Raw genomic sequence first — 26,376 nt, 5'->3', positions numbered from 1 at the left:
TTCGAGGTCTCCTACAGACTATGCGTTGCGCCCTGCCCGCGGGTTGCCGGTCCCGGGTGGCAGACTCGGGTCTGCTTCGAAGTCGGTTGGACCACATCGATCGTTCACGGGAGGACTACTGCAGTGCCGAGCAACGCACAACGGCGCCAGGCCGCGAAACGCAAACTCGAACGGCAGCTCGAGCGTCGAGCCGAACGCGAGCGCAAGCGGCGCCGCATGACGATCGCGCTGTCCGCGCTCGGAGTGATCGTGGTCGTCGGCGCCGGTGTTGCTCTGTGGGCGGTCGACCGGGGCGACGACACGGCCACCGAGGCGGCGTCGAACGACACCTCAGGTTCGGAAATGGAGTACGCCGCGCTCCCCGACGGCCGGTCCGAGCCGTTGCCCGAGACGGTGAGCTGCTCCTACACCGCGGACGGCCGCGAACCGTCGAAGCCGGCAGAGCCGCCGCGCACCGAGGGCATCCGCACCACCGGTGAGGGCAACACGGACATCAGCGTCAGCATGGAGACGAGCCAGGGGAACATCGGCCTGATCCTGCACAACGACGATTCGCCGTGCACCGTCAACAGCTTCCTGTCGCTGGCCTCGCAGAACTACTTCGACGACACGCCCTGCCACCGGCTGACCACCTCGCCGTCCCTGCAGGTCCTGCAGTGCGGCGACCCGTCGGGTAGCGGGTCGGGCGGTCCGGGATACCAGTTCGCCAACGAGTTCCCCACCGATCAGTTCGCCGCCGACGATCCCGCCGCGCAGGAACCGATGACCTATCCGCGTGGCACCCTCGCGATGGCCAACGCCGGCCCGGACACCAATGGCAGCCAGTTCTTCCTGGTGTACGGCGATTCGGTGCTGCCGCCGCAGTACACCGTCTTCGGCACGATCGACGAGACGGGTCTCGCGACCCTCGACAAGATCGCCGCGGCCGGCGTCGCAGGCGGAGCCGCCGACGGTGCCCCCGCGCTGGAGACCACCCTCACGTCGGTCAGGATGGACTGATGATCCGATTGCGCACCGCCCTCGCCGCCGGCGCCGGGCTGGCACTCCTGCTCACGGGGTGCTCCGACGATTCGTCCACCGATACCGCCGCGAGCTCGTCGGCACCGGCGTCCGCCGCCGACCGGCAGTCCCCCGCCTACACGGGCGAACTACCGGAGCGACCCAGCGGCACCGACTCCGTCTCGTGCACCTACGACGCCTCGGGTGACGCCGCACGCGACGTGACCGCCCCCGCCTCGGACGACGTCTCCGCCACCGGCGCTGCTGCCGCGCAGATCACCACCAGCGTCGGCGTGATCGGCGTCGAACTCGACCGTGCCGCGGCACCGTGCACGGTCAACAGCTTCGTGTCCCTCGCGGAGCAGGGCTACTTCGACGACACGCCCTGCCACCGGCTGGTGACCTCACCGGGTCTGCAGGTGCTGCAGTGCGGCGACCCGACGGGCACCGGCACGGGCGGGCCGGGTTACGGCTTCGACACCGAGTACCCGGAGAACGTGTACGCACCCGGCGACGCCCAGCTGCGCCAGCCGGTGATCTACCCGCGCGGCACGGTCGCGATGGCCAACACGGGCCGGCCCGGCAGCAACGGCAGCCAGTTCTTCCTGGTCTACGAGGATTCGCAGCTTCCCCCACCTACACGGTCTTCGGGACGGTCGACGAGGCCGGACTCGCCGTGATCGAGGAGGTCGCGGCGGAGGGCGACGACGGATCGATGGCGGCCGGCGGCGGTGCCCCCAACCGCGCGGTGCAGATCGAGTCGGTGACCGTCGGGTCCTGACACCCCCGTTCGCACGGAACGTACGGACGTCCCGTCCCGGAGATTCCGGGGCGGGACGTCGTCGTCCGGCGCGAGACCGAGACGGATTCGGTCAGGCTGCCGAGGTCACCCGGTACACGTCGTAGACGCCCTCGACGTTGCGGACGACGTTGAGCACGTGCCCGAGATGTTTCGGGTCGCCCATCTCGAAGGTGAACCGGCTCACCGCGACCCGATCGCCTGTGGTCGTCACGGAGGCCGACAGGATGTTGACCTTCTCGTCGGCGAGTGCCTTCGTCACGTCGGACAGCAGACGGTGCCGGTCGAGAGCTTCGATCTGGATCGCGACGAGGAACACCGACGACGGCGAGGGCGCCCACTGCACCTCGATGATGCGCTCCGACTGCTCCCGCAGCGACCCGGCGTTGGTGCAGTCGGTGCGGTGCACGCTCACCGCTCCGGTGCGGGTCACGAAGCCCATGATCTCGTCGCCGGGGACGGGCGTGCAGCACTTGGCGAGCTTCGAGACCGTGCCCGGTGCGCCCGGCACGAGGACACCGGAGTCGCCGCTGTTCCGCGAGCGGGTCGGGATGGTCGACGGTGTGGACCGCTCGGCCAGTTCCTCTTCGACGCCACCGACGCCACCAAGCAGCGCGACCAGCCGTTGCACGACGTGGTGCGCCGAGACGTGGTGCTCACCGACCGCGGTGTACAGCGCCGAGACGTCGGCGTACCGCAGTTCCTTGGCGACCGTGACCATCAGGTCGGCGTTCATCAGGCGCTGCAGCGGCAGACCGACGCGACGGACCTCCTTCGCGATGGCGTCCTTGCCGGATTCGAGGGCCTCCTCGCGACGTTCCTTGGCGAACCACTGCCGGATCTTCGCCTTGGCGCGGGGTGAGACGACGAACGACTGCCAGTCGCGGCTCGGGCCGGCGTTGGGGTCCTTGGAGGTGAAGACCTCCACGACCTCGCCGTTCTCGAGCTTGCGTTCGAGGGCGACGAGGCGGCCGTTGACGCGGGCTCCGATGCAGCGGTGCCCGACCTCGGTGTGCACGGCGTACGCGAAGTCCACGGGCGTCGAGCCGGAAGGCAGCGTGATCACGTCGCCCTTGGGCGTGAAGACGAAGATCTCCTTGACCGCCAGGTCGTAACGGAGCGATTCGAGGAACTCCCCCGGGTCGGCCGCTTCCCGCTGCCAGTCGAGGAGCTGCCGCATCCAGGCCATGTCGTCGAGCTCGGCGACATCACCCGAGTGGCGTCCCTTGGTCTCCTTGTACCGCCAGTGCGCGGCGATGCCGAATTCTGCGGTGCGGTGCATCTCGTGCGTGCGGATCTGCACCTCGAGCGGCTTGCCCTCGGGACCGATGACGGTGGTGTGCAGCGACTGGTAGACGCCGTAGCGGGGCTGGGCGATGTAGTCCTTGAACCGTCCCGCCATGGGCTGCCACAGCGAGTGCACGACACCGACGGCCGCGTAGCAGTCGCGGATCTCGTTGCACAGGATGCGCACGCCGACCAGGTCGTGGATGTCGTCGAAGTCGCGGCCCTTGACGATCATCTTCTGGTAGATCGACCAGTAGTGCTTGGGCCGGCCCTCGACGACCGCGTCGATCCGCGACGCGGAGAGTGTCCGTCCGATCTCGTCACGGACGGTGGCCAGGTAGGTGTCGCGCGACGGTGCGCGGGTCGCGACGAGCCGGACGATCTCCTCGTACTTCTTCGGATGAAGGATCGCGAAGGCGAGGTCCTCGAGCTCCCACTTGACCGTCGCCATCCCGAGGCGGTGGGCCAGCGGGGCGATGACCTCGAGGGTCTCGCGTGCCTTGCGGGCCTGCTTCTCGGGAGGCAGGAAGCGCATGGTCCGCATGTTGTGCAGACGGTCGGCGACCTTGATGACGAGCACCCGGGGGTCGCGCGCCATCGCGATGATCATCTTGCGGATGGTCTCGCCCTCGGCGGCCGAACCGAGCACGACCTTGTCGAGTTTGGTGACGCCGTCGACGAGATGCGCGACCTCTTCACCGAACTCCGCGGTGAGCTGCTCGAGCGTATACCCGGTGTCCTCGACGGTGTCGTGGAGCAGTGCCGCGACGAGGGTCGTGGTGTCCATGCCGAGTTCGGCGAGGATCGTGGCGACCGCCAGCGGGTGGGTGATGTAGGGATCGCCGGACTTGCGCTTCTGGCTGGCGTGCCGTTCCTCCGCGACGTCGTAGGCCCGCTGCAGCTGCGAGAGGTCGGCCTTCGGGTACAGCTCGCGGTGGATGGTGACCAGCGGCTCGAGGACCGGCTTGAGGCTCGTGCCCCGCTGACCGGTGATGCGTCGTGCCAGGCGCGCGCGTACCCGCCTCGACGCGGAGGTCGATGCCGGTGTGGGGGTCGGGTTCTGACCGGAATTGTGGGACCGATCGAGATTCTGGGTCATGCCTCAACCTCCCGTCGCGGCTGCGAACCCGGTTCGTCACCGATGCGCATGTCCGGACCGTACGGGCCCGGCGGGTTCACCGGCACCTGTGGCAACTCTATCCCTCAGATCCGCATGAGAGACGTCAGCGGGTACTTCTGCAGTCGCGTCCGGCCGCCGAGGGCTTCGATCTCGGTGACGACGGTGATCCCGACGACCTCGGCGCCGACGCGTTCGAGCAGTTCGACGGTGGCGGCGAGGGTTCCGCCGGTCGCAAGGACGTCGTCGACGACGAGCACCTTGCGGCCCTGCAGGGCCATCCAGTCGCCCGGGATCTCGATCGCGGCGGTGCCGTATTCGAGGCTGTATTCACAGGTCTGGACGGGCGGCGGGAGTTTGCCCGCCTTGCGGACGGCGAGCACGCCCACCCCCAGGGTGCGGGCGATGCCGCCGCCGAGGAGGAAGCCGCGCGCATCGATACCGGCGACGAGTTCGGCGTCGGGTGCCGCGGAGGCCAGCGCCGCGATCACGGCCGAGAAGGACGGTCCGTCGGCGAAGACGGGCGTCAGGTCGGCGAAACGGACACCCGCGGTCGGGAAATCGTCGACCCATCGGGTGTGTTCGGCCACGGCCACGGCAGCTTCTTCGACGAGCCGCGTATCGCCGATCCGTTGAGCGCTCATCCTCCGAGTATCCACCGGTCCATGTTCCAGCCCGCACCCGCGGTCGTCGGGTTGGGCACCCCGGCATGCATTCCCGCCGCGAACCCGATCGTGCGGGGCTGCGCGAACAGGGGCAGGGTGGGAACGTCGCCCCACAGGATGCGTTCGGCCTCGGTCGCGAGTCCCGCGATGGCCGCGTTGTCCTTCGCCACGAGCAGGCCGTCGAGCAGTTCGTCGACGCGGCCGATCGAATAACCGCCGACGTTGCTGCCGGCCCCGGAGTGCAGTGCGTCGCGGGCGTGCTCCATGTCGGCGGCGCCACCGGCACCGGCGGCCGTGGCCGTCCCGACGAGGATCGCGTCGACCTCCCCCGCCGTCAGCTGCGACGGCGTGAAGGTGTCGGAGCCGGCGTCGACGATCTCGATGCCCGCCTCACGGCAGGATTCGCCGATCAACTCGACGGTGCGCGCGCGGCGCTCGTCCGGTCCGAGATAGCCGATGCGGACCTGCATGCGGTCCTGACCGGAGGCCTCACGTTCGGAACGCGCGGCGTCGATGTCGACCTCGGCGTAGCCTTCGGCGGTCGGCACGGTCTGCGGGTACAGCGGCGAGTCGGGCGCCAGGAGCCGCGAGGTGATCGGGCCCGTGACGCCGTTCGACTCGTCGGACACGCCGAGTTCGTCGAACAGCTGTGTGCGAGGCGTGCACAGGGCGACGGCGCGGCGCGCCGCCGGGTCCTGGAAGACACCGCTCGTGGCGAACACCAGTTGTTCGAGGTTGCGTGAGACGACGGTGGAGACGTCGGCGCCGTCGCCGAGGTTGCTGTGGCCGACGGATCCCTCGGCCACGTCGACGACGTGGATGCGGCCGTCCTCCGCGGCCGCGGACGTGTCGGTGCCGCGCGGCCAGACGACGATGCGGTCGGTGCCCGGGGCGTTCCCCCACCACCGCTCGTTCGCGACGAGCGTCAGGCCGTCCTCGGCGGTGTACGACTCGAGGCGGTACGGGCCCGCGGACGGGAACAGCGCCGGATCGATCTCACCCGGGGTGAGGGTCCAGCCGGTGTTCCAGAACTCCGCGATGCGCCGGACGGCCTCGGTGTCGTTCGCCGTGATCGCTCCGACCAGGTCGGACACACCCGACCTTCCTGCCGCCACGTGGGCCGGCATCAGCTCGGTGGCCCCGAACAGCGCCTTCCAGTTCGTGTCCTCGCGGCCGGGTCGGAAGACGACGGTGGCCTCCTTCGACCCGGGCTGACAGTCGACCCGGTCGATGTCGGCGTAACCACCACGATGGGCAGCGTCGAACAGCGGGACCTGCTCGCCGGACTCGTCGGGAGCGGTGAAGCGTCCGCTCGACGCAGCCCAGGCCAGGACGAGGTCGTCGCAGGACATGGGCACACCGTCGGAGTAGACCGCGTCCGGCGACAGGCGGTACTGCACGGTGAGCCCCTCACCGGGCACGACCGAGGCAGTGCCGATGTCGGTGTCCGCGATCACCCGGCCCTGCGGACCGACGTAGCCGAAGCCCGGCAGCACCCGGGCGAACGCCTGGCGCGCGCCCGAGGCCGCACCGTCGACGGTGTTCGCGTTGTAGGTCGTCACCGTGTTGTCGATCGCGTACCCGATCGAGTGCACCGGTTCCTCGTCCGTGCCGCACGCGACGGTGGAGAACGCGAGTGTCGAGGCCACCGCCGCGCACGCGAGGAGCGTGCCGCGGCGCCTCGGCGACCGCCTCGTCGTCGGGTCGTTCCGCTCGCTCACCGCCATGTCAGGACCTTCTCTTGCCGCGCTTTCCGGTGGGTCGTGCCCCGGGGGCAGGGCCGCGACGGACCGTCGCCCGGTCGGGCAGGGGTCCGGCGCCCTGCACCGTCGGCACCACCTTTGCGTCGACCGCGTCGGCCGACTGCGATCCGGCCGTCGTCCCGGCCTTCGCCGCGCGGGCGGCGGCCTCCTCCCGCTTGGCGAGCACCTTGCGGGTGTGCTTCGCGACCGGACCACGCCATTCCTCGAGCGTAACCAGCAACGGGGTCGCGAAGAAGATCGACGAGAAGGTACCGACGACGATGCCGACCAACTGGACGAGGGCGAGGTCCTTGAGCGTGCCCACACCGAGGAGCCACACCGCGATGACCATCAGCGCCAGCACCGGCAACACCGAGATGATCGTGGTGTTGATCGAGCGCATGAGCGTCTGGTTGACGGCGAGGTTGGCCTGCTCGGCGTAGGTGCGGCGGTGCAGGTGCAGGATGCCGCGGGTGTTCTCCTCGACCTTGTCGAAGACGACGACCGTGTCGTAGAGCGAGAAACCGAGGATCGTGAGCAGACCGATGACGGTCGCAGGACTGACCTCGAAGCCGACGAGGGCGTAGACACCCGCTGTCACGATGATGTCGAAGAACAGGGCGGTGATCGCTGCGATCGCCATGTTCCGCTGGTATCGGATCGTGATGTAGATGCTGACGATGACGAGGAAGACCACCAGCGCGATGAGCGCCTTGTTGGTGATCTGGCTTCCCCACGTCTCGCTGACGTCGGCGACGCTGATCGAGTTGCGGGACGGCTCACCGTCCGGCCCGGCGGGCTGGAACTCCTCGAACAGCGCGGTCTGCAACTCGGCGACCTGCTCGCCGTCGAGAGTCTCCGACCGGATCTGGACGGTCGCTCCGTCGCCGGCGCCGACAGTCTGCACCGCCTCGGGTTCGAAGCCGATGGTGTCGCTGAAGACGGTCTCGACTTCCTCGACGGAGACGCCCGGCACGGCCGGCATCTGGATGCGGGTGCCGCCCTCGAAGTCGATACCCCAGCTGAATCCGCGCAGCAGCATGCTGAGCAGGGCGATCAACACGATCACCGCGGTGACGATGTACCACCGCTTGCGGCGTCCGACGATCTCGAAGGCGCCCGTGCCGGTGTACAGACGGGACAGTCGGCTGTGCTGCGGCGCGGCCGTCGTCGTGGTCGTGTCGGTCATCGTCACGCCTCCTTCGCAGCGGTCGCGGCGACGAGACGACGCTCGTCGGCCACCTGCTGGATCGCGCCCAGACCGTTCACGCTCGGCTTGGACCAGAACTTCGACTTCGAGGCCAGGAACACCAGCGGCCAGGTCACCAGGAACACGACGACGACGTCGAGGATCGTGGTGAGGCCGAGGGTGAACGCGAAGCCGCGGACCTGACCGACGGCCAGGACGTAGAGCACGGCGGCAGCGATGAAGCTGACCGCGTTACCGGAGAGAATCGTGCGGCGGGCCCGTGCCCAGCCGCGCGGCACCGCGGAACGGAAACTCCGCCCCTCGCGGATCTCGTCCTTGATCCGTTCGAAGAACACGACGAACGAGTCGGCGGTCATGCCGATACCGATGATCAGACCGGCGACGCCGGCGAGGTCGAGCGTGAACCCGATGTATCTGCCGAGCAGCACCATGACCGCGTAGACCGCCATTCCCGAGAGAACGAGCGACAGCGCGGTGAGCAGTCCGAGCATCCGGTAGTACGCGAGGCAGAACAGGAGCACCAGCGCCAGACCCACCGCACCGGCGATCAGCCCGGCCTCGAGCGAAGCCAGACCCAGAGTGGCGGAGACGGTCTCGGCTTCGGATGCCACGAACGACAGCGGCAACGACCCGTACTTGAGGGTGTTCGCCAGCTCTGCGGCCTGCGTATTCGTGAACTGGCCGGTGATCGAGGTGGCGCTGCCGGCGGGGGTGGCGCCCTGGATCACGGGCGCGCTGACGACCTTCGAGTCGAGCACGAAGGCGGCCTGCTGACCGATGTTCGCGGCGGTGAACTGCGCCCACGTATTGCTGCCCTCGCTGTCGAAGGTCAGGCTGACCTCGTAGCGCGACTGCTGCTGATTGAAACCGGAGGTCGCGTCCTCGATCTGCTGGCCGTCGATGATGCTCGGGCCCAGCAGGTAGATCGCGGTGCCGTCGGTCGAGCACGCGACGAGCGGAAGCGCCGGGTCGTCGTTGCCGGCGAGCGGGTCGGCCGCGGAGCAGTCGAGGGCGAGAGCCGCCGCCTGCTGCACGGCGGGGTCCTCGCTCTGACGGGTGGCCTTGGCCGTGGCGATGTCTGCAGCCGCCTGTTCCTGCGGCGTGAGCGAGCCGTCGTTCTCGGGAGCGTCGGGTGCTCCGGAGGGCTCGGCCGGAGCCTGGGGCGCCTCGACGGGGGCCTCGGGCGTCTCGGCCGGTGCCGGGGCGTCGGTGGGCGCGGTGGGATCCTGCGCGGGGAACGGACGTCCCTGCGGTTCGGGTGCGTCGGCGGGCGGAGCCTGGTCGGCCGGCGCGGGTTCACCGGGTGCCGGTTCGGCAGGGGCCGGTTCTGCGGGCAGCCCGCCCTCGGGGGTACCGGCACCGGGCTGCTCGGCGAGATCCTCGGCGGTCATGTTCGCGTCGATCGGTCCCCCGATCACCGGCCTGATGTACAGCCGGGCGGTCTGGCCCAGCGTCCTGGCCTGGGCGCTGTCCTCACCCGGGACGGTGATCACGAGGTTGTCGCCCTCGACGATCACCTCCGAACCCGACACACCGAGCCCGTTGACGCGGGTCTCGATGATCTGCTGGGCCTGGCGGAGGCTGTCCGGACTCGGGCTGCTCCCGTCGGGGGTTCGCGCGGTGAGGGTGACGCGGGTGCCACCCTGCAGGTCGATGCCCAGCTTCGGGGTGGGCGACTTGTCCCCGGTGAAGAAGACCAGTGCATACAACGCGGCGAGAATCACCCCGAACAGGGCGAGAGCGCGCACGGGATGCACCGATCCGTTGGAAGGTGCCACGGTCTGTCAGTCTCCTCGATGCGAGTGAGTGGTGGTCGGGTGCAGTCGCGCGGCGCTCGGCACCGGCACCGGAGACTCCGGTGCCGAAACCGTGCGTCGCGAATCGGCTGTCAGTATTCGGTCGGACGTCCCTCCGGCGGGTTCGCATCGTCGTCCTTGCGGAGCAGATCCGGATCCTGCGGGGTCTCGGTCTCGACGCGCTCCCGGATGACCAGACGCGACCAGGTCGTGACGACACCCGGCGCGATCTCGAGATCGACGGTGTCGTCGGCGAGGGCGGCCACCGTGGCGTGCAGACCCGCGGTGGTCATCACGCGGTCGCCGATGCGCAGGGAGTCCTGCAGCGCCGTCACCTTCTGCATCTCCTTCTTCTGACGCCGCACGCCCAGAAAGGTCGGGACGAGCAGTGCCAGGATCAGGAGAGGGAAGAGCAGTTCCATCGTTGAAGTCAGTCCTCGGTCGTTGTCGGTGGGTGGTNGTCGTGGTGGCGCATGCGGCACCACGACGTCGGGATCGGCCTCCACGGACCGACGCAGTAGACCAGTGTGCCATTCCCCGGGCGAGGGCCCTACCTCCGTACGTCCGGATCGTCCGGGTCGGACGGATCGACACCGCCCTCGAGGGTCGTGTCCGGGTCGTCCTCGAACAGCTCGAGCTGTGGTTCGCGCGCACGCACCTCGATGCCCCCGGTGGCGGCCTCCGGCGGCGGGGTGAGGCCGAGCTGCAACCAAGCGGCCTGCGTGGCCACACGTCCGCGCGGAGTGCGCGCGACCATGCCGGCACGGACCAGGAACGGCTCGCACACCTCCTCGACGGTGGCGGGCTCCTCCCCCACGGCCACCGCGAGTGTCGACACGCCGACCGGGCCACCACCGAAACTGCGGACGAGTGCGCCGAGAACGGCGCGATCGAGACGATCGAGACCGATCGGGTCGACGTCGTACACCTCGAGCGCGGCCTGGGCCACGGCCCGGGTCACGACACCGTCGGCGCGCACGTCGGCGTAGTCGCGGACGCGGCGCAGCAACCGGTTGGCGATACGCGGCGTGCCGCGGGAGCGACCGGCGATCTCCGCGGCGGCGTCGTCGCGGAGAGCGATCCCGAGGATCGATGCGGAGCGGTGCAGGATGCGCTGCAGCTCGGGGGGCTCGTAGAAGTCCATGTGCGCAGTGAAACCGAACCGGTCGCGCAGCGGGCCGGTGAGGGCACCGGAACGGGTGGTCGCGCCGACGAGGGTGAAGGGTGCGACCTCGAGCGGGATGGACGTCGCGCCGGGCCCCTTGCCCACCACGACGTCGACGCGGAAGTCCTCCATCGCCAGATACAGCATCTCCTCCGCCGGTCGGGCGATGCGGTGGATCTCGTCGATGAACAGCACGTCGCCCTCCGCGAGGTTCGACAGCATCGCAGCGAGATCACCGGCGCGTTCGAGCGCGGGACCGGAGGTCAGTCTCAGTGACGTGCCGAGTTCGGCGGCGATGATCATCGCCATCGACGTCTTGCCGAGACCGGGCGGACCGGACAGGAGGATGTGATCGGGAGTGCCGCCGCGCAGCTTCGCTCCTCGCAGAACGAGCTGCAGCTGTTCGCGGACCCGCGGTTGCCCGATGAAGTCGTCGAGACTGGTCGGGCGCAGACTGGTCTCGATGTCGCTGTCGGAGGGCAGATGCTCCGCCGTGACCGGCGACCGCTCGCGGTCGGCCGATGCAGCATCGAATTCGCGGGCCGCTCCTGAGGCCTCGAACTCACGGTACTCGTCGGTCACCGCGACCTACCCAGCAGCTTGAGCGCCGAGCGCAGTGCCGTCGAGACGTCGGCGCCCGGCTCCTCGGCAAGGACCTTGTCGGCGGCCGGTTCGGCCTGACGCGGCGTGAATCCGAGGCCGACCAGCGCCTCGACGATCTGGTCGCGCAGCGGCGAGGCACCGGCCGCGACAGGCGACGATCCCGTGGCGCCGAAGGCCGCGACCTTGTCGCGCAGTTCGACGATCATGCGTTCGGCGCCACGCTTGCCGATCCCGGGTACCCGCGTCAGCGCTGCGGTGTTGCCGTCGGCGAGAGCCGCCCGCAGCGCATCGGGTTCGAGGACGGCGAGCGTGGCCATGGCGAGCCGGGGGCCGACGCCGCTGACCGTCTGCAGCAGGCCGAACAGTTCGCGCGCCTCGGCGTCCACGAAGCCGTACAGCGTCATGGAGTCCTCGCGCACGATCATCGCGGTGGCGAGTCTGGCCTGCTCGCCGCGCCGGAGACCGGCGAGGGTCGCAGGTGTGGTGTTGATCCGATAGCCGATCCCACCCGCCTCGATCACCACGTGGTCGAGGGCTATGTCGAGTACCTCGCCGTGTACCGAGGCGATCACCGGCTACCTGCCTTCCGTGCGGCCGACTGTTCGCGCAGCCGCTCCTCGTAGCGTTTCTTCTGCTGGGCGGCCGCAGCTTCGGCGGCCGCGAGTCTGGCGATCAGCGGGGCCCGCCAACAGTGTGCGACGGCCAGCGCGAGCGCGTCGGCGGCGTCGGCGGGCTTCGGCGCGGCGTCGAGCTTGAGGATGCGGGTGATCATCGTGGTCACCTGCTTCTTGTCGGCCGTGCCACTGCCGGTGACCGCGGCCTTCACCTCGCTCGGCGTGTGGAACATGACCGGGATCGAGCGACGCGCCGCAGCCAGGGCGACGACGCCGCCGGCCTGCGCGGTGCCCATCGCGGTGCGCACGTTGTGCTGGGAGAACACGCGCTCGATCGCGACGACGTCGGGCTTGTAGCGGTCCATCCACTCCTCGACCGAGTCGGAGACCTTGAGGAGCCGGTGCTCGAGGTCGAGTTCGGGCGAGGTGCGGATGACACCGACGGCGACGGGGATCACGTCGCGTCCGCGTCCCGTGTCGACCATCCCCAGACCACATCGGGTCAGACCGGGGTCGACACCCATCACGCGCACCCGACTCACCTCTCGACACCCGAATACGGCCGGGTTTCCGACGCCTTCGACGGACCCGACCTTGCTTCGCACGATTGCGAACGCCTGTTCGAGAGCATAGCGGCCGGGATCGGGTGCCGGGAGACCGACACGCGACCCCGGCCGCTGTGACAAGTACGACGAGCGTCGCTCGTGGACGACTACGACGAGAGCGTCGCTCAGGCGTCGAGTTCGGCGAGGACGTCGTCGGAGATGTCGACGTTCGTGTAGACGTTCTGCACGTCGTCGCAGTCTTCGAGCGCGTCGACCAGCTTCATGACCTTGCGTGCACCCTCGGCGTCGACCGGCACCTCGACGGACGCCCGGAAATCGGGGTCGGCCGAGTCGTAGTCGATGCCGGCGTCGACGAGAGCCGTACGCACGGCGATCAGGTCGGACGCCTCGGAGACGATCTCGAAGGAGTCGCCGAGATCGTTGATCTCCTCGGCACCCGCTTCGAGGACGACCTCGAGGATCTCGTCCTCGGAGCGGCCGTTCTTCTCGAGCACGACGACGCCCTTGCGGGTGAACAGGTAGGCGACCGAACCCGGATCGGCCATGTTGCCGCCGTTGCGGGTCATCGCCGTGCGGACCTCGCCCGCGGCGCGGTTGCGGTTGTCGGTCAGACACTCGATGAGCAGCGCGACACCGTTGGGGCCGTAGCCCTCGTAGGTGATGGTCTGCCAGTCGGCACCGCCGGCTTCCTCACCGCCGCCACGCTTGCGGGCACGCTCGATGTTGTCGTTCGGGACCGAGCTCTTCTTCGCCTTCTGGATGGCGTCGAACAGGGTCGGGTTACCCGCCGGGTCGCCACCACCGGTCCGAGCCGCCACCTCGATGTTCTTGATGAGCTTCGCGAACATCTTGCCGCGCTTGGCATCGATGACCGCCTTCTTGTGCTTGGTGGTGGCCCATTTGGAGTGGCCGCTCATTCGCTTCGAGCCCCTTCCGGAGAAGTGTGGTCGGCGTCAACCGACAGGTCGGAGAGTCGATTCTACTCGCTCCCGGTGTGGGCCACCGGCACGGTGGCCGTGTCGTCATGTCGCCGAGGCCGTCGGGCGCACCCGAGGTCGGGTCGCCGAGCGCACGGTCTCCACGAACAGCCGGTGCACGCGATGGTCACCGGTGATCTCGGGGTGGAAGGACGTCGCGATCACAGCGCCCTGCCGCACTGCGACCACCCGGCCCGCCGCCGGCCCGTCCGGAACCGTGGCCAGGACCTCCACGTCGGGCCCGATCTCCTCCACCCACGGGGCTCGGATNCACCGGCCCGTCGCCGAGACCCGTCATCGGCAGGTCGGTCTCGAACGAGTCGACCTGCCGGCCGAAGGCGTTGCGGCGCACCACGATGTCGAGGGCGTCGAGGTGTTCGGCGTCCTCGGTGGTGTCGAGCACCCGGGAGGCGAGCAGGATCATGCCGGCACACGAACCGTAGGCGGGCAGCCCGGCCTCCAACCGGGCCCGCAGCGGTTCGAGCAGATCGAACACACGCAGCAGACGGCTGACCGTAGTGGATTCGCCTCCCGGAAGGACGATGCCGTCGACCTCGTCGAGTTCGCGTTCGCGACGCACCGCGATCGTCCGCGCGCCTGCCTCCTCGAGAACGCTGCGATGTTCGCGGACGTCGCCCTGCAATGCCAGGACGCCGATCGTGGGAGAGGAAATGGTCACCGTTGCCTGCCTGTCCGTTCGGGGTCGCCGATGCGCAGGCACTTTGTAGGGACGTCTTCGTCGGGGACGCCCTCGTTCAGGACTCGCGCAGGTACCGCGTGAGTCCTTCCTGCACCACCGCCGCGACCATGTTGCCGTTGCGATCGAAGATCCGCCCCTGGGTCAGTGCGCGCCCCAGCCCGGCGGAGGGTGACGTCTGGTCGTAAAGCAGCCAGTCGTCGGCGCGGAACGGCCGCAGGAACCACATCGCGTGGTCCAGCGATGCACCCTGCGTCCGTTCGTCGTCGTGGCCGACACTCGCCGAGCCGAGCAACGTCATGTCGCTCATGTACGCGAGCGTGCACACGTGGAAGACCGGGTCGTCGGGGAGGATCTCGCGGGACTTGAACCACAGCTGCTGCTGTGCAGCCATCCTGCTCGACGAGTCCATCCGGTCGCGGGGAACGAACCGGAAGTCCCATTCGGCCCATTCCTTCTTCGCCCACAGCAGGGTCGCGTCGTCGACCACAGTCTCCGGATCGGGCAGTTCCTCCGGAGCCGGCACCCGCGGAATCGTGTCCTGGTGCTCGATCCCCTCGTCGCGTACGTGGAACGACGCCGACATCGTGAAGATCGCCTTGCCGTCCTGGACGGCCGTCACGCGCCGGGTGCAGAAGGAGCGGCCGTCGCGGATCCGGTCGACGAGGTAGACGATCTGCATCGTCGGGTTCCCCGGCCGGAGGAAGTAGCCGTGCAGCGAGTGGACCCCGAATGCGGGATCGACAGTGCGGACCGCCGACACGAGCGCCTGACCGGCCACCTGACCACCGAACGTCCGCGGCAGCAACGTCTCCGTCGCTATGCCCCGGAAGATGTCGTTCTCGATCTGTTCGAGTGCCAGGATCTGCTCGATCTTCGCCATGGGAACTCCTTCTGTGCACCGTACGCAAGAAGGCTAGCTGCACGGAGGTGTGCCGAACGCCGTGTCCCCGGAAGGTGGCGAGAGAACCGGGATCGCTATCGAGTAGCGAATATGACACCCTCGGGAGAACGGAGGGGGTGCAATGCGACAAGTCACCGATATGGTGCGCAGGAACAGCGTGACGATCACGGGCAACCGACAGGGCCCGGTGGTCGTCCTCGCGCACGGTTTCGGCTGCGACCAGCACCTGTGGCGCCTGATGATCCCGCTGCTCGAACCCGACTTCACCGTGGTGCGGTTCGACCACGTCGGCTCCGGGCGTTCCGATGCGACCGCCTGGGACTCCCAGCGCTACTCGCGGATGGAGACCTACGCCGAGGACGTCGTGGACCTGTGCCGGAGCCTGGATCTCGGGCAGGTGCTCTTCGTCGGCCACTCGGTGAGCGCATCGATCGGTGTCCTCGCGGCGGCCGCTGCCCCGGAGGTCTTCTCCGGTCTCGTGCTGCTCGCGCCGTCCCCGCGCTTCATCGACGATCCGGCCAGCGGATACCGAGGTGGGTTCAGCACCGACGACATCGACGAGCTGCTCGAATCCCTCGAGGCGAACTATCTGGGCTGGACCGAGTCGATGGCGCCGGTCATCATGGGCAATCCCGAGCGACCGGAGCTCGGCGACGAACTCGCCGAGATCTTCTGCCGCACGGATCCCGAGGTGGCGCGCGTCTTCGCCCGGGTGACCTTCCTGTCCGACAACCGCTCCGACCTGGCCGCGGTGTCGGTGCCCACGCTCGTCGCCCAGTGCGCCCACGATGCGATCGCTCCGCGCGAGGTCGGTGCCTTCGTTCACGAGCAGATCCCCGGGAGCGAACTCGTGACCCTGAACGCGAACGGCCACTGCCCGCAGCTCAGCGCACCCGAAGAGACAGCATCCGCGATCGCGGCGTTCGCGCGCCGATCGGGGTGACGGCGACGACCGATCGAACCCTCGATCCCCGTATCCGACACGGCGATGCGCTGTACGACAACGCGCCGTGCGGATTCCTGACGACGCTCCCGGACGGCCGGATCACGGAGATCAACCGGACCTTGACGGACTGGCTCGGGTTCACGAGCGACGAACTGGTCGGCAAGCGGTACTTCTCGGACCTTCTCAGCGTGGGCGGCCGCATCTACCACGAGACCCACTACGCGCCGCTCCTCCTCATGCACGGACAGATCAACGGGATCGCCCTCGAACTCGTCCGTGCCGACCGGACCCGGCTGCCGGTCCTGGCCGCCTCGGTGGTCGAGCCGGACGCCGAGGGCAGGCCCACGCTGATCCGCACGATGCTGTTCGATGCCCGCGAGCGCCGCGCCTACGAGACGGAACTGCTCCGTGCCCGTCGCGAGGCCGAACTCGAGCGTGAGCGGCTCCGCACGATCAACGCCACACTCCAGGCGACCCTTCTTCCGCCGAGCCTGCCCGCGGTACCGGGACTCGAGGTCGACGCGTACTACCACATCGCGTCCCCCGACGAGGTCGGCGGCGACTTCTACGACCTGTTCCCCGCGCGCGCCGGCACGTGGGGGCTGTTCCTCGGCGATGTGTGCGGAAAGGGCGCTCGCGCAGCGGCGGTGACGTCGATCGTCCGCTACACGCTGCGCGCCGCGGCGGTCTACGAGACGGTCCCGTCCGCGGCGCTCAGGACGCTCAACACCACCCTGCTCGACGAACGCGACAGCGAAACGCGAGCCCCCTTCTGCACGCTCACCTTCGGCACGGTCGCGCCCGATCCGGACACCGGACGGGTCGACATCCGTCTCGCCTCGGGTGGGCATCCGCCGCCGCTCCTCGTGCGCGCGAACGGCAACGTCGACTATCTCCCCACGATCGGCGGACAGCTGATCGGAATGCTGCCCACGCCGCGGCTCGTCGAGCACACCTTCGCGCTGCGCCCCGGCGACACGCTGCTGCTGTACACCGACGGGGTGACCGAGGCCCTCGTCTCCGGTGAGACCCGTGAACGCTTCGGGGAGGACCGGCTCCTCGAGCACGTCCGCGCATCGAAACCGACGAGCGCGGCGGAAGCGGTCGGGGCCGTCCGCGAGGCGCTCGCGACGCTCGGGGCGGGCGTGCAGGACGACGTCGCCCTGCTCGCCCTGCACGCGCCCCGGTAGAACGATCACCAGCCGCGTTCGGCGAGCCGGTGGGGCTGCGGGATCTCGTCGACGTTGATACCGACCATCGCCTCGCCGAGGCCCCGCGAGACCTTCGCGAGCACGTCGGGATCGTCGTGGAAGGTGGTGGCCTTGACGATCGCGGCCGCACGCTGGGCGGGGTTGCCCGACTTGAAGATTCCGGATCCGACGAACACGCCCTCGGCCCCGAGCTGCATCATCATCGCGGCGTCGGCGGGGGTGGCGATGCCACCGGCGGTGAAGAGGGTGACGGGCAGCTTGCCGGCGCGGGCGACCTCGACGACGAGGTCGTAGGGGGCCTGCAATTCCTTGGCGGCGACGTAGAGCTCGTCCTCGGGAAGCGAGCTCAGGCGCCGGATCTCCTGGCGGATCCGGCGCATGTGGGTCGTGGCGTTCGAGACGTCGCCGGTGCCGGCCTCGCCCTTGGAGCGGATCATCGCCGCGCCTTCGTTGATACGGCGCAGTGCCTCACCGAGATTCGTTGCGCCGCACACGAACGGCACGGTGAACGCGAACTTGTCGATGTGGTTCTCGTAGTCGGCGGGGGTGAGCACCTCCGACTCGTCGATGTAGTCGACCCCGAGGGCCTGCAGGACCTGCGCTTCGACGAAGTGGCCGATGCGCGCCTTGGCCATGACGGGGATCGAGACGGCCTCGATGATGCCGTCGATCATGTCGGGATCGCTCATGCGCGACACGCCGCCCTGCGCGCGGATGTCGGCGGGCACGCGTTCGAGGGCCATGACCGCCACCGCGCCGGCGTCCTCGGCGATCTTCGCCTGTTCGGGGGTCACCACGTCCATGATCACCCCGCCCTTGAGCATCTCGGCCATGCCACGCTTGACGCGGGCGGTACCGGTGACGGGGGCGGTGTCGGGGCTGGTCACGATGGGAGTCCTCCTCGGTGGACGGATCGGCGAAAGCTGCCGGCGCACGGGCGACGGGCAGCGGAACCGAGCCTAGGGGCGCAGCCGAGCCGGTCCTATAGCCAGTTCGGAACAACTGGACTGCCGCACACCGGTCCACTCCTCGGACGGGCACTGAAGATCCCGCGCATTCCCCAAAGGAACCGTCCAGTTTCGCGAACTGGATCTCTACGTGAGAGGCCCTGCGGCCGGACCGAAAGGGTTCAAAATTTCACCGGATCGCGCGGATCTCGGGCTCCAGCCGCCGCGTCGCGACCTGCCTCGCCTCATCGAGGAGCTCGGGCAGATCGTGCGGGTAGACCGGGTTCCCGGACCGCACCAGCGCCTGCAGTTCGTCGTCGTCGAACCAGCGATGGTCGAGGCGCATGCTCCGTTCGAGATCGGTGAAGCCGTCTGCAGCGGGTTCGAAGGACGGCACCCGCACCGAGAAGAACAGCTCCTCCGAGTGCAGGACCTCACCGTTGAACGGGAAGACGGCCACGCGCCGCCACATCGGCCCGCACAGGAGGTCGCGCTCGACCCGCAGACCGGTCTCCTCGGCGAGCTCCCGGAGCGCGGCCGTCGCCAGGTCCTCGCCGGGTTCGACGGCGCCACCGATCGTGAACCAGAAGTGCCGCTCGGGCACCGCGGGGTCGTGTCCGCGCAGCAGCAGGACCCGGCCGTCCTCGTCGAGCACCACGACGCGAGCCGACGTTCGTGCCCGATCCGGCACCGGGGTGGTCCGCGAAGCGGGAGCAGTGGCCGCGCCTGAGGAAGGGGACGTGCCGGGAACGGCCGGAGGCGCGGTGGCGACCGCACCCGCCCGCTCGGCAATCTCGAAATAGGTGGGCAGCGGCGCGGTTCCCCCGAGGTGCAACCAGCGGACCGGCCGTCGGGTGCGCAACGCCAGGGTGTCGCGCACCGCGTCGTTGTGGAAACGACGGGCGATGAGCACCCGCGCCTCCGCGTCGGCGAGCTCGGCCACGAGTTGGGGGCGCAGCCGGCCGGTCTCGAGCCGTGCCAAGGAGGCCGACAACGCGTTCTCGGCCTCCTCGCGCCGGGCGCGGTCCGCACGTTCGGCAGTATCGGCGAGCAGGGCGAGAGTGCGTCCCTCCGGGACCGGGATCGACGCCACGATGCTCCGCACGACCGCCGCGCGACGCGCCAGGGCCGCATCGAGTGCCTGCCAGGACAGATCCGAGCGCACATGGAGGCGGTCGAGTCGGTTGGCGGTGGAATAGGCCCACACACCGATCGCCACGACCACGGCGGCGATCAGCGACAGGACGAGGATCGTCACCGCGCTGACGGTCACGACCGGACCTCCCGCACCGGGCCGGCACCGACGGTGACGGTCTCGTAGACCCGCAGGATCTGATCTGCGACCACCGGCCAGTCGTACGCTTCGACCACCGTGGATCCGAAGTCGACCAATGCCTGCCGGCGGTCGTCGTCGTCGAGGACCTCGAGGAGTCCACGCGCGAGCGCATCGGCATCGGCGACCGGGACGAGGACCCCGGCCTGCCCGTCGCGCAGTACCCGGCGGAAGGCGTCGAGCTGGGAGGCGACGACCGCCGTCCCCGCGGCCATGGCCTCGACGAGCACGATGCCGAAGCTCTCACCACCGAGGTTCGGCGCGCAGTACACGTCGGCGCTGCGCATCGCGGACGCCTTCTCGTCGTCGTCGACCTGCCCGAGCAGCCGCAAGTGCCGGAAGTAGCGTCCCGCTTCCTTCCGCAAGCGGTCCTCGTCACCGCGCCCGACCACGAGGATCTCGATGTCGGGATGTCGGGCGACGAGCGCCGGCAACGCGCCGAGCAGGATCTCCATGCCCTTGCGGGGTTCGTCGTACCGGCCGAGGAAGAGCACCGTGCGGCCCGCTCGCGGGTAGCCCGGCAGCAGCGGGGCGTGCCGGAAGAACGGCACGTCCACACCGTTGGGGATCTCGACCGCATCGGCACCGAGAGAGGTGACCTGCCACCGCCGGGCCAGCTCGGACACCGCGATCCGGCCGCTGATCTTCTCGAGATAGGGCTGCAGGACACCCTGGAAGGTGCTGAGCACCAGCGATTTCGTCGTCGACGTGTGGAAGGTCGCGACGATCGGTCCTTCCGCCACCTTGAGCGCGAGCATCGACAGGCTCGGCGCGTTCGGTTCGTGGATGTGGAGGACGTCGAAATCGTTGTCGTTGATCCAGCGGCGGACCCGGGCATAGGAGACCGGACCGAAACTCAGGCGCGCGACGGACCCGTTGTACGGGATCGCGACGGCGCGACCGGCGGAGACGACGAAGTCGGGCAGGGGCGTCGTCTCCGACGCGGGTGCCAGCACACTCACCTCGTGCCCGCGGCCGATGAGGACCTCCGCGAGATCCACGACGTGTGCCTGTACTCCACCGGGAACGTCGAAGGAGTACGGGCAGACCATCCCGATCCTCACCTACGCCTCCATCCGGGCGCGGCGAGCCTCCGACAAGTCGTCGAGCCACAACGGCTGCAGCATGTGCCAGTCCTCGGGGTGGGCGGCGATGTTGGCGGCGAACCGGTCGGCGAGGGCCTGTGTGGCAGCGTCGATCCCGACACTCACGTCGAGCTCCGGATCCACGCGGAACCCCCAGCCGTCCTCGGTGAACCAGCAGTGCACCGGCAACAGTGCCGCACCGGTGTCGATGGCCAGTTTCGCCGGTCCGGCGGGCATGCGGGTGGGTTCGCCGAAGAAGGTGACCGGCACTCCCTTGCGGGCGAGGTCGCGTTCGCCGAGCAGGCACACGATCCGGTTGTCGCGCAACCGCGCGGCAAGCTCCCCGAACGGCGGCGTCTCCCCGCCGCTCGAGGGAAAGATCTCGAAACCGAGACCCTCGCGGTAGTCCACGAAACGGCGGTAGAGGGACTCCGGACGCAGGCGCTCGGCGACCGTGGTCAATCCGCCGAAGTAGCGGACGCACCACACGCCGGCGAGATCCCAGTTCCCACTGTGGGGCAGCGCCAGGATCGCGCCGCGACCGGCGGCGAGCGCCGCCTCGATGTGCTCACGGCCCTCGATGGACGAATCGATCGACTTCGCGGTCGCGTCGAGATCCATCGATGGCAGGCGGAACGCCTCGCGCCAGTAGCGCGCGTAGGACCGGACCGACCGGCGGATCAGATCGTCGGGCACCTCGTGCGGCTGCACCCCGAGCACCCGCGCGAGGTTGCGGCGCAGTTGCTGCGGTCCGCCGCCACGGCGCGCCGCATGGTCGGCGCCGGCGTCGAACAACCGTCGCGCGACGCCGTCGGGCAGTGCCCGGACCAGGCGCCAGCCACCCGCGTACGCGAGATCGGACGCCTTCTCGCCGACACTCACTGTGCTCCCCCGTCGTCCCGGGTCTCCGTCGTCCCCCCGGCCGGGGGCGTGATGGGAAGCAGTTCGCGCGCACCCGCGGAGTTGCGGACGGCGAGCACCCGCTGGAAGACGGTGATCACCGATCCGACGACGAGCAGCCACATGGCGATGTGGATCGCCCAGTCGAGTCCGAGGCCGGTGAGACCGGCGCCGACGAGCACGATCACGAGCCGGTCGGGTCGTTCGATCAGACCGCCGTCGGCGGACAGTCCACTCGCTTCGGCCCGCGCCTTCGCGTACGAGATGACCTGCGAGGTCACCAGACAGAGCAGGGTGGCGACGAACAGCGGACGACTCTGCTCGTGGTAGACGGCCCACCACGCGAGACCGGCGAAGATCGCGCCGTCGGCGACCCGGTCGCAGGTCGCGTCGAGAACCGCGCCGAAGCGCGTTCCGCCACCGCGGGCCCGGGCCATGGCTCCGTCGAGCATGTCGAACATGACGAACAGCCAGATGACCATCGCACCCCAGAACAGGTGTCCCATGGGGAACAGGGTCACGGCGGCGGCGATCGTGGCGACGGTGCCGACGACTGTGACGGCGTCCGGAGTCAGGCCGGTACGGATCAGCGCCTTGCCGAGCGGCGCGGTGACCTTCGACACCGACGCACGCCCGAAGAAGCTCAGCATCCCGCGACCCCTGTCTTCCTGTCCGACCGTTGTGTCCGGAATCCGATCCTGCCACGAGTAGGGCCGGGAATGCGCAGTCGGCCCGCAGCGGATCGACACGCGAACGGCACCACGGCCGTACGATGCGATCGCGACGACTCGGGGAAGGCTGTCACTCGTCCCATGCCGAGGCGAGCAGTGCACGGGTGTCGCGCAGCAACTGCACCATGACCTTCGACCCACCGAGGACGGTGATGAAGTTGGCGTCGCCGCCCCAGCGCGGCACGACGTGCAGGTGGAGATGCTCGGCCAGCGAGCCTCCCGCCGCGGCACCGAGGTTGAGGCCGACGTTGAAGCCGTGCGGACGCGAGACGCGCTTGATGACGCGGAGCGCCCGCTGCGCGAACTGCATGAGTTCGGCGCTCTCCTCGGGCGTCAGGTCCTCGAGGTTGGCCACCCGGCGATACGGTACGACCATCAGGTGCCCCGGGTTGTACGGGTACAGGTTGAGCACCGCGTACACCGTTTCGCCGCGAGCGACGACGAGACCTTCCTCGTCGGACATCTTCGGGATATCGGTAAAGGGTTCGTACGGCTCGTCGCGACCTCGCGGGGACTCGGTGATGTACGACATCCGGTGCGGCGACCACAGGCGCTGCAGGTGGTCGGACTCCCCCACACCGCGATCGACCATCGACGCGGGACTGTCGTCGGTCGCGGGGATGTCGGCCGGCCCCGGAGTGCGATCGCCCGTCACGACGGGCTGCCTTCCCCACCGGAACCGACGAGCTCGGCGGTGGGCGAGGCGTTCTCGCGGCGACGGACCCATTCGGTCACGATCCGCACGGCCTCGTCGACCGGCACGCCGTTGACCTGCGTGCCGTCGCGGAAACGGAAACTGACCGCGCCCGCCGCGACGTCGCGCTCACCGGCGAGCAGCATGAACGGCACCTTCTGCGTGGTGTGGGTGCGGATCTTCTTCTGCATACGGTCGTCGGAGACGTCGACCTCGGCCCGGATCCCCTGAGCCTTCAACTTGCCCACGACGTCGAACAAGTGGTCCTCGAAGTCCGCGGCCACAGGAATGCCCACGACCTGGACGGGCGAGAGCCACGCCGGGAAGGCACCGGCGTAGTGCTCGGTGAGCACGCCGAAGAACCTCTCGATCGACCCGAAGAGCGCCCGGTGGATCATGACGGGCCGGTGTTTCGCCCCGTCGGTGCCGGTGTACTCGAGCTCGAATCGCTCCGGCAGATTGAAGTCGAGCTGGATCGTCGACATCTGCCAGCTGCGGCCCAGGGCGTCCTTGACCTGCACCGAGATTTTCGGACCGTAGAAGGCCGCACCGCCCGGATCCGGGACGAGGTGCAGACCCGAGGCCTCGGCGACCTCACGCAGGGTGTCGGTCGCGACGTCCCACAGCTCGTCGCTGCCGACGAACTTCTTGGGATTCTTCGTCGACAGTTCGAGGTAGTAGTCGTCGAGCCCGTAATCCTTCAGCAGGTCGAGGATGAACTTCAGGACGCTGGTGAGCTCGTCGCGCATCTGCTCCGGGGTGCAGAAGATGTGCGCGTCGTCCTGCGTCATGCCGCGCACACGGGTGAGTCCGTGGATCACACCGGACTTCTCGTAGCGGTAGACGGATCCGAACTCGAACATGCGAAGCGGCAGCTCGCGGTACGAGCGGCCTCGCGACCGGAAGATCAGGTCGTGCATCGGGCAGTTCATCGGCTTGAGGTAGTAGTCCTGACCCGGCTTGCGAACCGTGCCGTCCTCGTTGAGCTCCTCGTCGATGTGCATCGCCGGGAACATGCCGTCGCGGTACCAGTCGAGGTGACCGGAGACCTCGTAGAGGTGGCCCTTGGTGATGTGCGGCGAGTACACGAACTCGTAGCCGGCCTCGACGTGCCGCTGACGCGAGTAGTTCTCCATCTCCTGGCGGATGATGCCGCCCTTCGGATGGAAGACCGGCAGTCCCGAGCCGAGCTCGTCGGGAAACGAGAACAGGTCGAGTTCGGTGCCGAGCTTGCGGTGGTCGCGGCGCTCGGCCTCGGCGAGGAGTTCGAGGTGCGCGTCGAGCGCCTCGGTGGACTCCCAGGCCGTGCCGTAGATGCGCTGCAGGCCGGCGTTGTCCTGGTCGCCGCGCCAGTAGGCCGCGGAACTGCGCGTGAGCTTGAACGCCGGGATGAACTTGGTGGTGGGCACGTGCGGGCCGCGGCACAGGTCCTTCCAGACGAGCTCACCCGTGCGGGGGTTGAGGTTGTCGTAGATGGTCAGTTCCTTGCCGCCGACCTCCATCACCTCGGGGTCCGGCTCGAAGTCACTGCTTCCTGCCTTGTCGTCGATGAGTTCGAGTTTGAACGGTTCGTCCTTCAATTCCTCGCGGGCGTCCTCGAGGCTGTCGACGACGCGACGCGAGAAGCGCTGGGCATCCTTGACGATCTTCTTCATCCGCTTCTCGAGCTTCGCGAGATCTTCGGGCGTGAAGGGACGCTCGACCTGGAAGTCGTAGTAGAAGCCGTCGCGGATGGGCGGGCCGATGCCGAGCTTCGCCTCCGGGAACTCCTGCTGCACGGCCTGTGCGAGCACGTGGGCGGCCGAGTGTCGGATGACGCTGCGACCGTCCTCGGTGTCGGCGCCGACGGCCTCGACCTCGACGTCCGATTCCGGCGTCCACGAAAGATCGTGCAGCGTGCCTTCCGAGTCGCGGACGACCACGATCGTCTCGGGTCCCTTGGTGGGCAGACCCGCGTCACGGACCGCCGCGCCCGCAGTGGTCCCCGCGGGCACCCGGACGATCGTGGCTGGTTTCGCGGATGCGGGCGTGGTCACTGTGACGGACTCCTCGGCTCGATGCCTGATACGTGGTCGTCGCCGGACGCGTGCTGCGGTCGACGATCGCAAGCACACGGCAACTTCATCATGCTATCGACATCCGCCCGGGCAGCGAACACAGGGAGCCGAGCGGAGAAACTCAGAGGTGGTTGAGACCCGTCAGCACCCGTTCGAGCAGTTCGACGTTCGGTCCCACCTTGTCGGCCGTGCGGTGCACGGTGATCTCGCCGGTCGCCGCGAGATCCCCGACGAGCACGCGCGCGACACCGAGCGGGATCTGCGCGAGGGCCGCGATCTCCATGATCGATCTCGGCTGGGCGCACAACGCCAGCACGAGGCGATGCTCGTCCATCGCCGGACCGGACTCACTGCCCATCGCGGAGGGGACGGCCGACACGAGCACTTCGAGAGGCAGCTCCACCTCGGCTCGGGTGCGTCCCCCGCTCCGCACGAACGGGCGCACGAACGACGACGTCTCTGGCTGGTTCATGTCCTCGATTCCCACACTGGTCCCGGTGCCCGCATTCCGGCCGGCCGGCTGCGCTGCACCGCCCGACAACACTCTGTCGACCGGCTGCGCTGTGTCGACCGGCTGCGCTGTGTCGACCGGCTGCGCTGCGGGACGGTACATCTCGGCTGCCGTGACCTCGTCCACGACGGGGCCCGGCTCGCGGTGATTCCGTACCGGCACGGCGTGATCCGCCGGCCGCCGACGTCGACGGGACCGACCGGATCCGAATCTCGCTCCGGTCGCCCCCACGACCGGCCATTCGCTGTCCGCAACGCTCATCCGGACGTGCCCTCCTCGACGACCACGATCCTGCCATCACTACGCGCACTTCGGCCACAAGCACCACAGCTGTGCCCACACGACACGCGTGGTCGGGCCCGAGGGGGCCGTTGCGGTTCGAAGGAAACAAGCGCTCGCGGGCGACCACCCGACCGGGCGCCACGCTCGCTCAACGATTTCATCAAGGTACGAAAAAAGGCACCCCTGCGGGGGTGCCTTTCGTCACTGCCGATCTCGGTGGTCCCGGCTGGGATCGAACCAGCGACCTCCCCGGTGTGAACGGGACGCTCTTCCACTGAGCCACGGGACCGGGCCGCTCCGCAGCGGCTCGAACGAGATGGAACACTAACACGCTCCCGCCATGAAGACGAATCGCCTGGTCCCAGCGTTTCGACGCGGATGTTCCGTGCAGCGCGTTCGGGTGGCGCCTCTCGCGCGCGTACGCGAGCGGGCAGGAAACCGTGCTCGTAGAGACGAGAAGGCGCACCCGGAGCCCCGGGACGTGGACGGCCCTCAACTCGGGAGGACCGGGGAACGCAAGTGTCGGCCGGAGCGACAC

The 26,376-nt window shown here is 68.9% G+C and carries 22 protein-coding genes, 1 tRNA gene and 3 pseudogenes; 4 read left to right on the top strand and 22 right to left on the bottom strand.

Annotation, left to right across the window (positions count from 1 at the left end; all coding sequences use genetic code 11):
• Positions 1-123: 123 nt before the first annotated feature.
• Positions 124-999, top strand: a complete 876-nt coding sequence (locus QR64_RS21250) for a peptidylprolyl isomerase (RefSeq protein ID WP_006551399.1) — start codon at positions 124-126, stop codon at positions 997-999.
• Positions 999-1,780 (top strand): annotated as a pseudogene (locus QR64_RS21245) (peptidylprolyl isomerase). Before QR64_RS21250 ends, QR64_RS21245 begins: the two are co-directional and overlap by 1 nt.
• Before the next feature lie 91 nt (positions 1,781-1,871).
• Here QR64_RS21245 and QR64_RS21240 read toward each other — a convergent pair.
• The 13 genes and pseudogenes from QR64_RS21240 to QR64_RS21185 form a co-directional block, all read right to left on the bottom strand.
• Positions 1,872-4,184 (bottom strand): RelA/SpoT family protein, encoded by a 2,313-nt coding sequence (locus QR64_RS21240; protein ID WP_006551397.1) that lies wholly within the window; start codon positions 4,182-4,184, stop codon positions 1,872-1,874.
• Between the two features lie 104 nt (positions 4,185-4,288).
• Positions 4,289-4,846: an adenine phosphoribosyltransferase gene (locus tag QR64_RS21235; RefSeq protein ID WP_006551396.1), complete on the bottom strand. Its 558-nt coding sequence runs from the start codon at positions 4,844-4,846 to the stop codon at positions 4,289-4,291.
• A complete protein-coding gene (locus QR64_RS21230; RefSeq protein WP_006551395.1) occupies positions 4,843-6,594 on the bottom strand; it encodes an ABC transporter substrate-binding protein in 1,752 nt (583 codons plus the stop codon). Before QR64_RS21230 ends, QR64_RS21235 begins: the two co-directional genes overlap by 4 nt.
• Position 6,595: 1 nt before the next feature.
• Positions 6,596-7,798 carry a protein translocase subunit SecF gene (gene secF / locus QR64_RS21225; RefSeq protein WP_230809464.1) on the bottom strand — a complete coding sequence of 401 codons (1,203 nt, stop codon included), beginning with the start codon at positions 7,796-7,798 and terminating at the stop codon, positions 6,596-6,598.
• 2 nt (positions 7,799-7,800) lie between these two features.
• Positions 7,801-9,597, bottom strand: a complete 1,797-nt coding sequence (gene secD / locus QR64_RS21220) for a protein translocase subunit SecD (RefSeq protein ID WP_039587077.1) — start codon at positions 9,595-9,597, stop codon at positions 7,801-7,803.
• A gap of 110 nt (positions 9,598-9,707) precedes the next feature.
• Entirely contained in the window at positions 9,708-10,037 is a 330-nt protein-coding gene (gene yajC, locus QR64_RS21215; protein WP_006551392.1) for a preprotein translocase subunit YajC, read from the bottom strand.
• A 128-nt stretch (positions 10,038-10,165) separates the two neighbouring features.
• Positions 10,166-11,263 carry a Holliday junction branch migration DNA helicase RuvB gene (ruvB, locus tag QR64_RS21210; RefSeq protein ID WP_230809613.1) on the bottom strand — a complete coding sequence of 366 codons (1,098 nt, stop codon included), beginning with the start codon at positions 11,261-11,263 and terminating at the stop codon, positions 10,166-10,168.
• A gap of 95 nt (positions 11,264-11,358) precedes the next feature.
• Complete coding sequence (ruvA, locus tag QR64_RS21205; RefSeq protein ID WP_006551390.1) at positions 11,359-11,955, bottom strand: Holliday junction branch migration protein RuvA; 597 nt, start codon at positions 11,953-11,955, stop codon at positions 11,359-11,361.
• Entirely contained in the window at positions 11,952-12,530 is a 579-nt protein-coding gene (ruvC, locus tag QR64_RS21200; RefSeq protein WP_033096573.1) for a crossover junction endodeoxyribonuclease RuvC, read from the bottom strand. The genes ruvA and ruvC overlap by 4 nt, the downstream gene beginning before the upstream one ends.
• A 197-nt stretch (positions 12,531-12,727) precedes the next feature.
• Positions 12,728-13,480, bottom strand: coding sequence for a YebC/PmpR family DNA-binding transcriptional regulator (locus QR64_RS21195; protein WP_006551388.1), 753 nt, complete (start codon positions 13,478-13,480; stop codon positions 12,728-12,730).
• 105 nt (positions 13,481-13,585) lie between these two features.
• Positions 13,586-13,810 (bottom strand): annotated as a pseudogene (locus QR64_RS28340) (pyridoxal 5'-phosphate synthase glutaminase subunit PdxT); the annotation flags it as partial.
• Between the two features lies 1 nt (position 13,811).
• Positions 13,812-14,219 (bottom strand): annotated as a pseudogene (gene pdxT, locus QR64_RS28335) (pyridoxal 5'-phosphate synthase glutaminase subunit PdxT); the annotation flags it as partial.
• A 76-nt stretch (positions 14,220-14,295) separates the two neighbouring features.
• Positions 14,296-15,120 carry an acyl-CoA thioesterase gene (locus QR64_RS21185; protein ID WP_006551386.1) on the bottom strand — a complete coding sequence of 275 codons (825 nt, stop codon included), beginning with the start codon at positions 15,118-15,120 and terminating at the stop codon, positions 14,296-14,298.
• 142 nt (positions 15,121-15,262) lie between these two features.
• Here QR64_RS21185 and QR64_RS21180 point away from each other — a divergent pair, with 142 nt between their 5' ends.
• Both QR64_RS21180 and QR64_RS21175 read left to right on the top strand, forming a co-directional pair.
• Positions 15,263-16,084 (top strand): alpha/beta fold hydrolase, encoded by an 822-nt coding sequence (locus tag QR64_RS21180; RefSeq protein WP_039587074.1) that lies wholly within the window; start codon positions 15,263-15,265, stop codon positions 16,082-16,084.
• Positions 16,081-17,277 carry a SpoIIE family protein phosphatase gene (locus QR64_RS21175; RefSeq protein ID WP_033096571.1) on the top strand — a complete coding sequence of 399 codons (1,197 nt, stop codon included), beginning with the start codon at positions 16,081-16,083 and terminating at the stop codon, positions 17,275-17,277. The genes QR64_RS21180 and QR64_RS21175 overlap by 4 nt, the downstream gene beginning before the upstream one ends.
• Before the next feature lie 5 nt (positions 17,278-17,282).
• Here QR64_RS21175 and pdxS read toward each other — a convergent pair whose 3' ends face one another.
• The 9 genes from pdxS to QR64_RS21130 form a co-directional block, all read right to left on the bottom strand.
• Complete coding sequence (gene pdxS / locus QR64_RS21170) at positions 17,283-18,185, bottom strand: pyridoxal 5'-phosphate synthase lyase subunit PdxS (protein WP_006551383.1); 903 nt, start codon at positions 18,183-18,185, stop codon at positions 17,283-17,285.
• Between the two features lie 250 nt (positions 18,186-18,435).
• The gene (locus QR64_RS21165) at positions 18,436-19,518 is read right to left on the bottom strand and encodes an NUDIX hydrolase (protein WP_019289238.1); all 1,083 of its coding nucleotides are present in this window, start codon (positions 19,516-19,518) and stop codon (positions 18,436-18,438) included.
• Complete coding sequence (locus QR64_RS21160; RefSeq protein ID WP_024100742.1) at positions 19,515-20,642, bottom strand: glycosyltransferase family 4 protein; 1,128 nt, start codon at positions 20,640-20,642, stop codon at positions 19,515-19,517. The genes QR64_RS21165 and QR64_RS21160 overlap by 4 nt, the downstream gene beginning before the upstream one ends.
• Positions 20,643-21,545 carry a phosphatidylinositol mannoside acyltransferase gene (locus QR64_RS21155; protein WP_006551380.1) on the bottom strand — a complete coding sequence of 301 codons (903 nt, stop codon included), beginning with the start codon at positions 21,543-21,545 and terminating at the stop codon, positions 20,643-20,645.
• Positions 21,542-22,213, bottom strand: a complete 672-nt coding sequence (pgsA, locus tag QR64_RS21150; protein WP_006551379.1) for a phosphatidylinositol phosphate synthase — start codon at positions 22,211-22,213, stop codon at positions 21,542-21,544. The genes QR64_RS21155 and pgsA overlap by 4 nt, the downstream gene beginning before the upstream one ends.
• Positions 22,214-22,364: 151 nt before the next feature.
• Positions 22,365-22,886, bottom strand: coding sequence for an HIT family protein (locus QR64_RS21145; RefSeq protein ID WP_051121556.1), 522 nt, complete (start codon positions 22,884-22,886; stop codon positions 22,365-22,367).
• A 59-nt stretch (positions 22,887-22,945) separates the two neighbouring features.
• Positions 22,946-25,024, bottom strand: coding sequence for a threonine--tRNA ligase (gene thrS / locus QR64_RS21140; protein WP_006551377.1), 2,079 nt, complete (start codon positions 25,022-25,024; stop codon positions 22,946-22,948).
• 142 nt (positions 25,025-25,166) lie between these two features.
• Positions 25,167-25,817, bottom strand: a complete 651-nt coding sequence (locus QR64_RS21135) for a DUF742 domain-containing protein (protein WP_039587072.1) — start codon at positions 25,815-25,817, stop codon at positions 25,167-25,169.
• Between the two features lie 238 nt (positions 25,818-26,055).
• Positions 26,056-26,127, bottom strand: a tRNA-Val gene (locus tag QR64_RS21130).
• Between the last annotated feature and the right edge of the window lie 249 nt (positions 26,128-26,376).

Source organism: Rhodococcus sp. Chr-9, assembly GCF_000801125.1.
Taxonomy (GTDB): Bacteria; Actinomycetota; Actinomycetes; order Mycobacteriales; family Mycobacteriaceae; genus Rhodococcus; species Rhodococcus pyridinivorans.
This window is presented reverse-complemented; position numbering and strand designations above follow the sequence as displayed.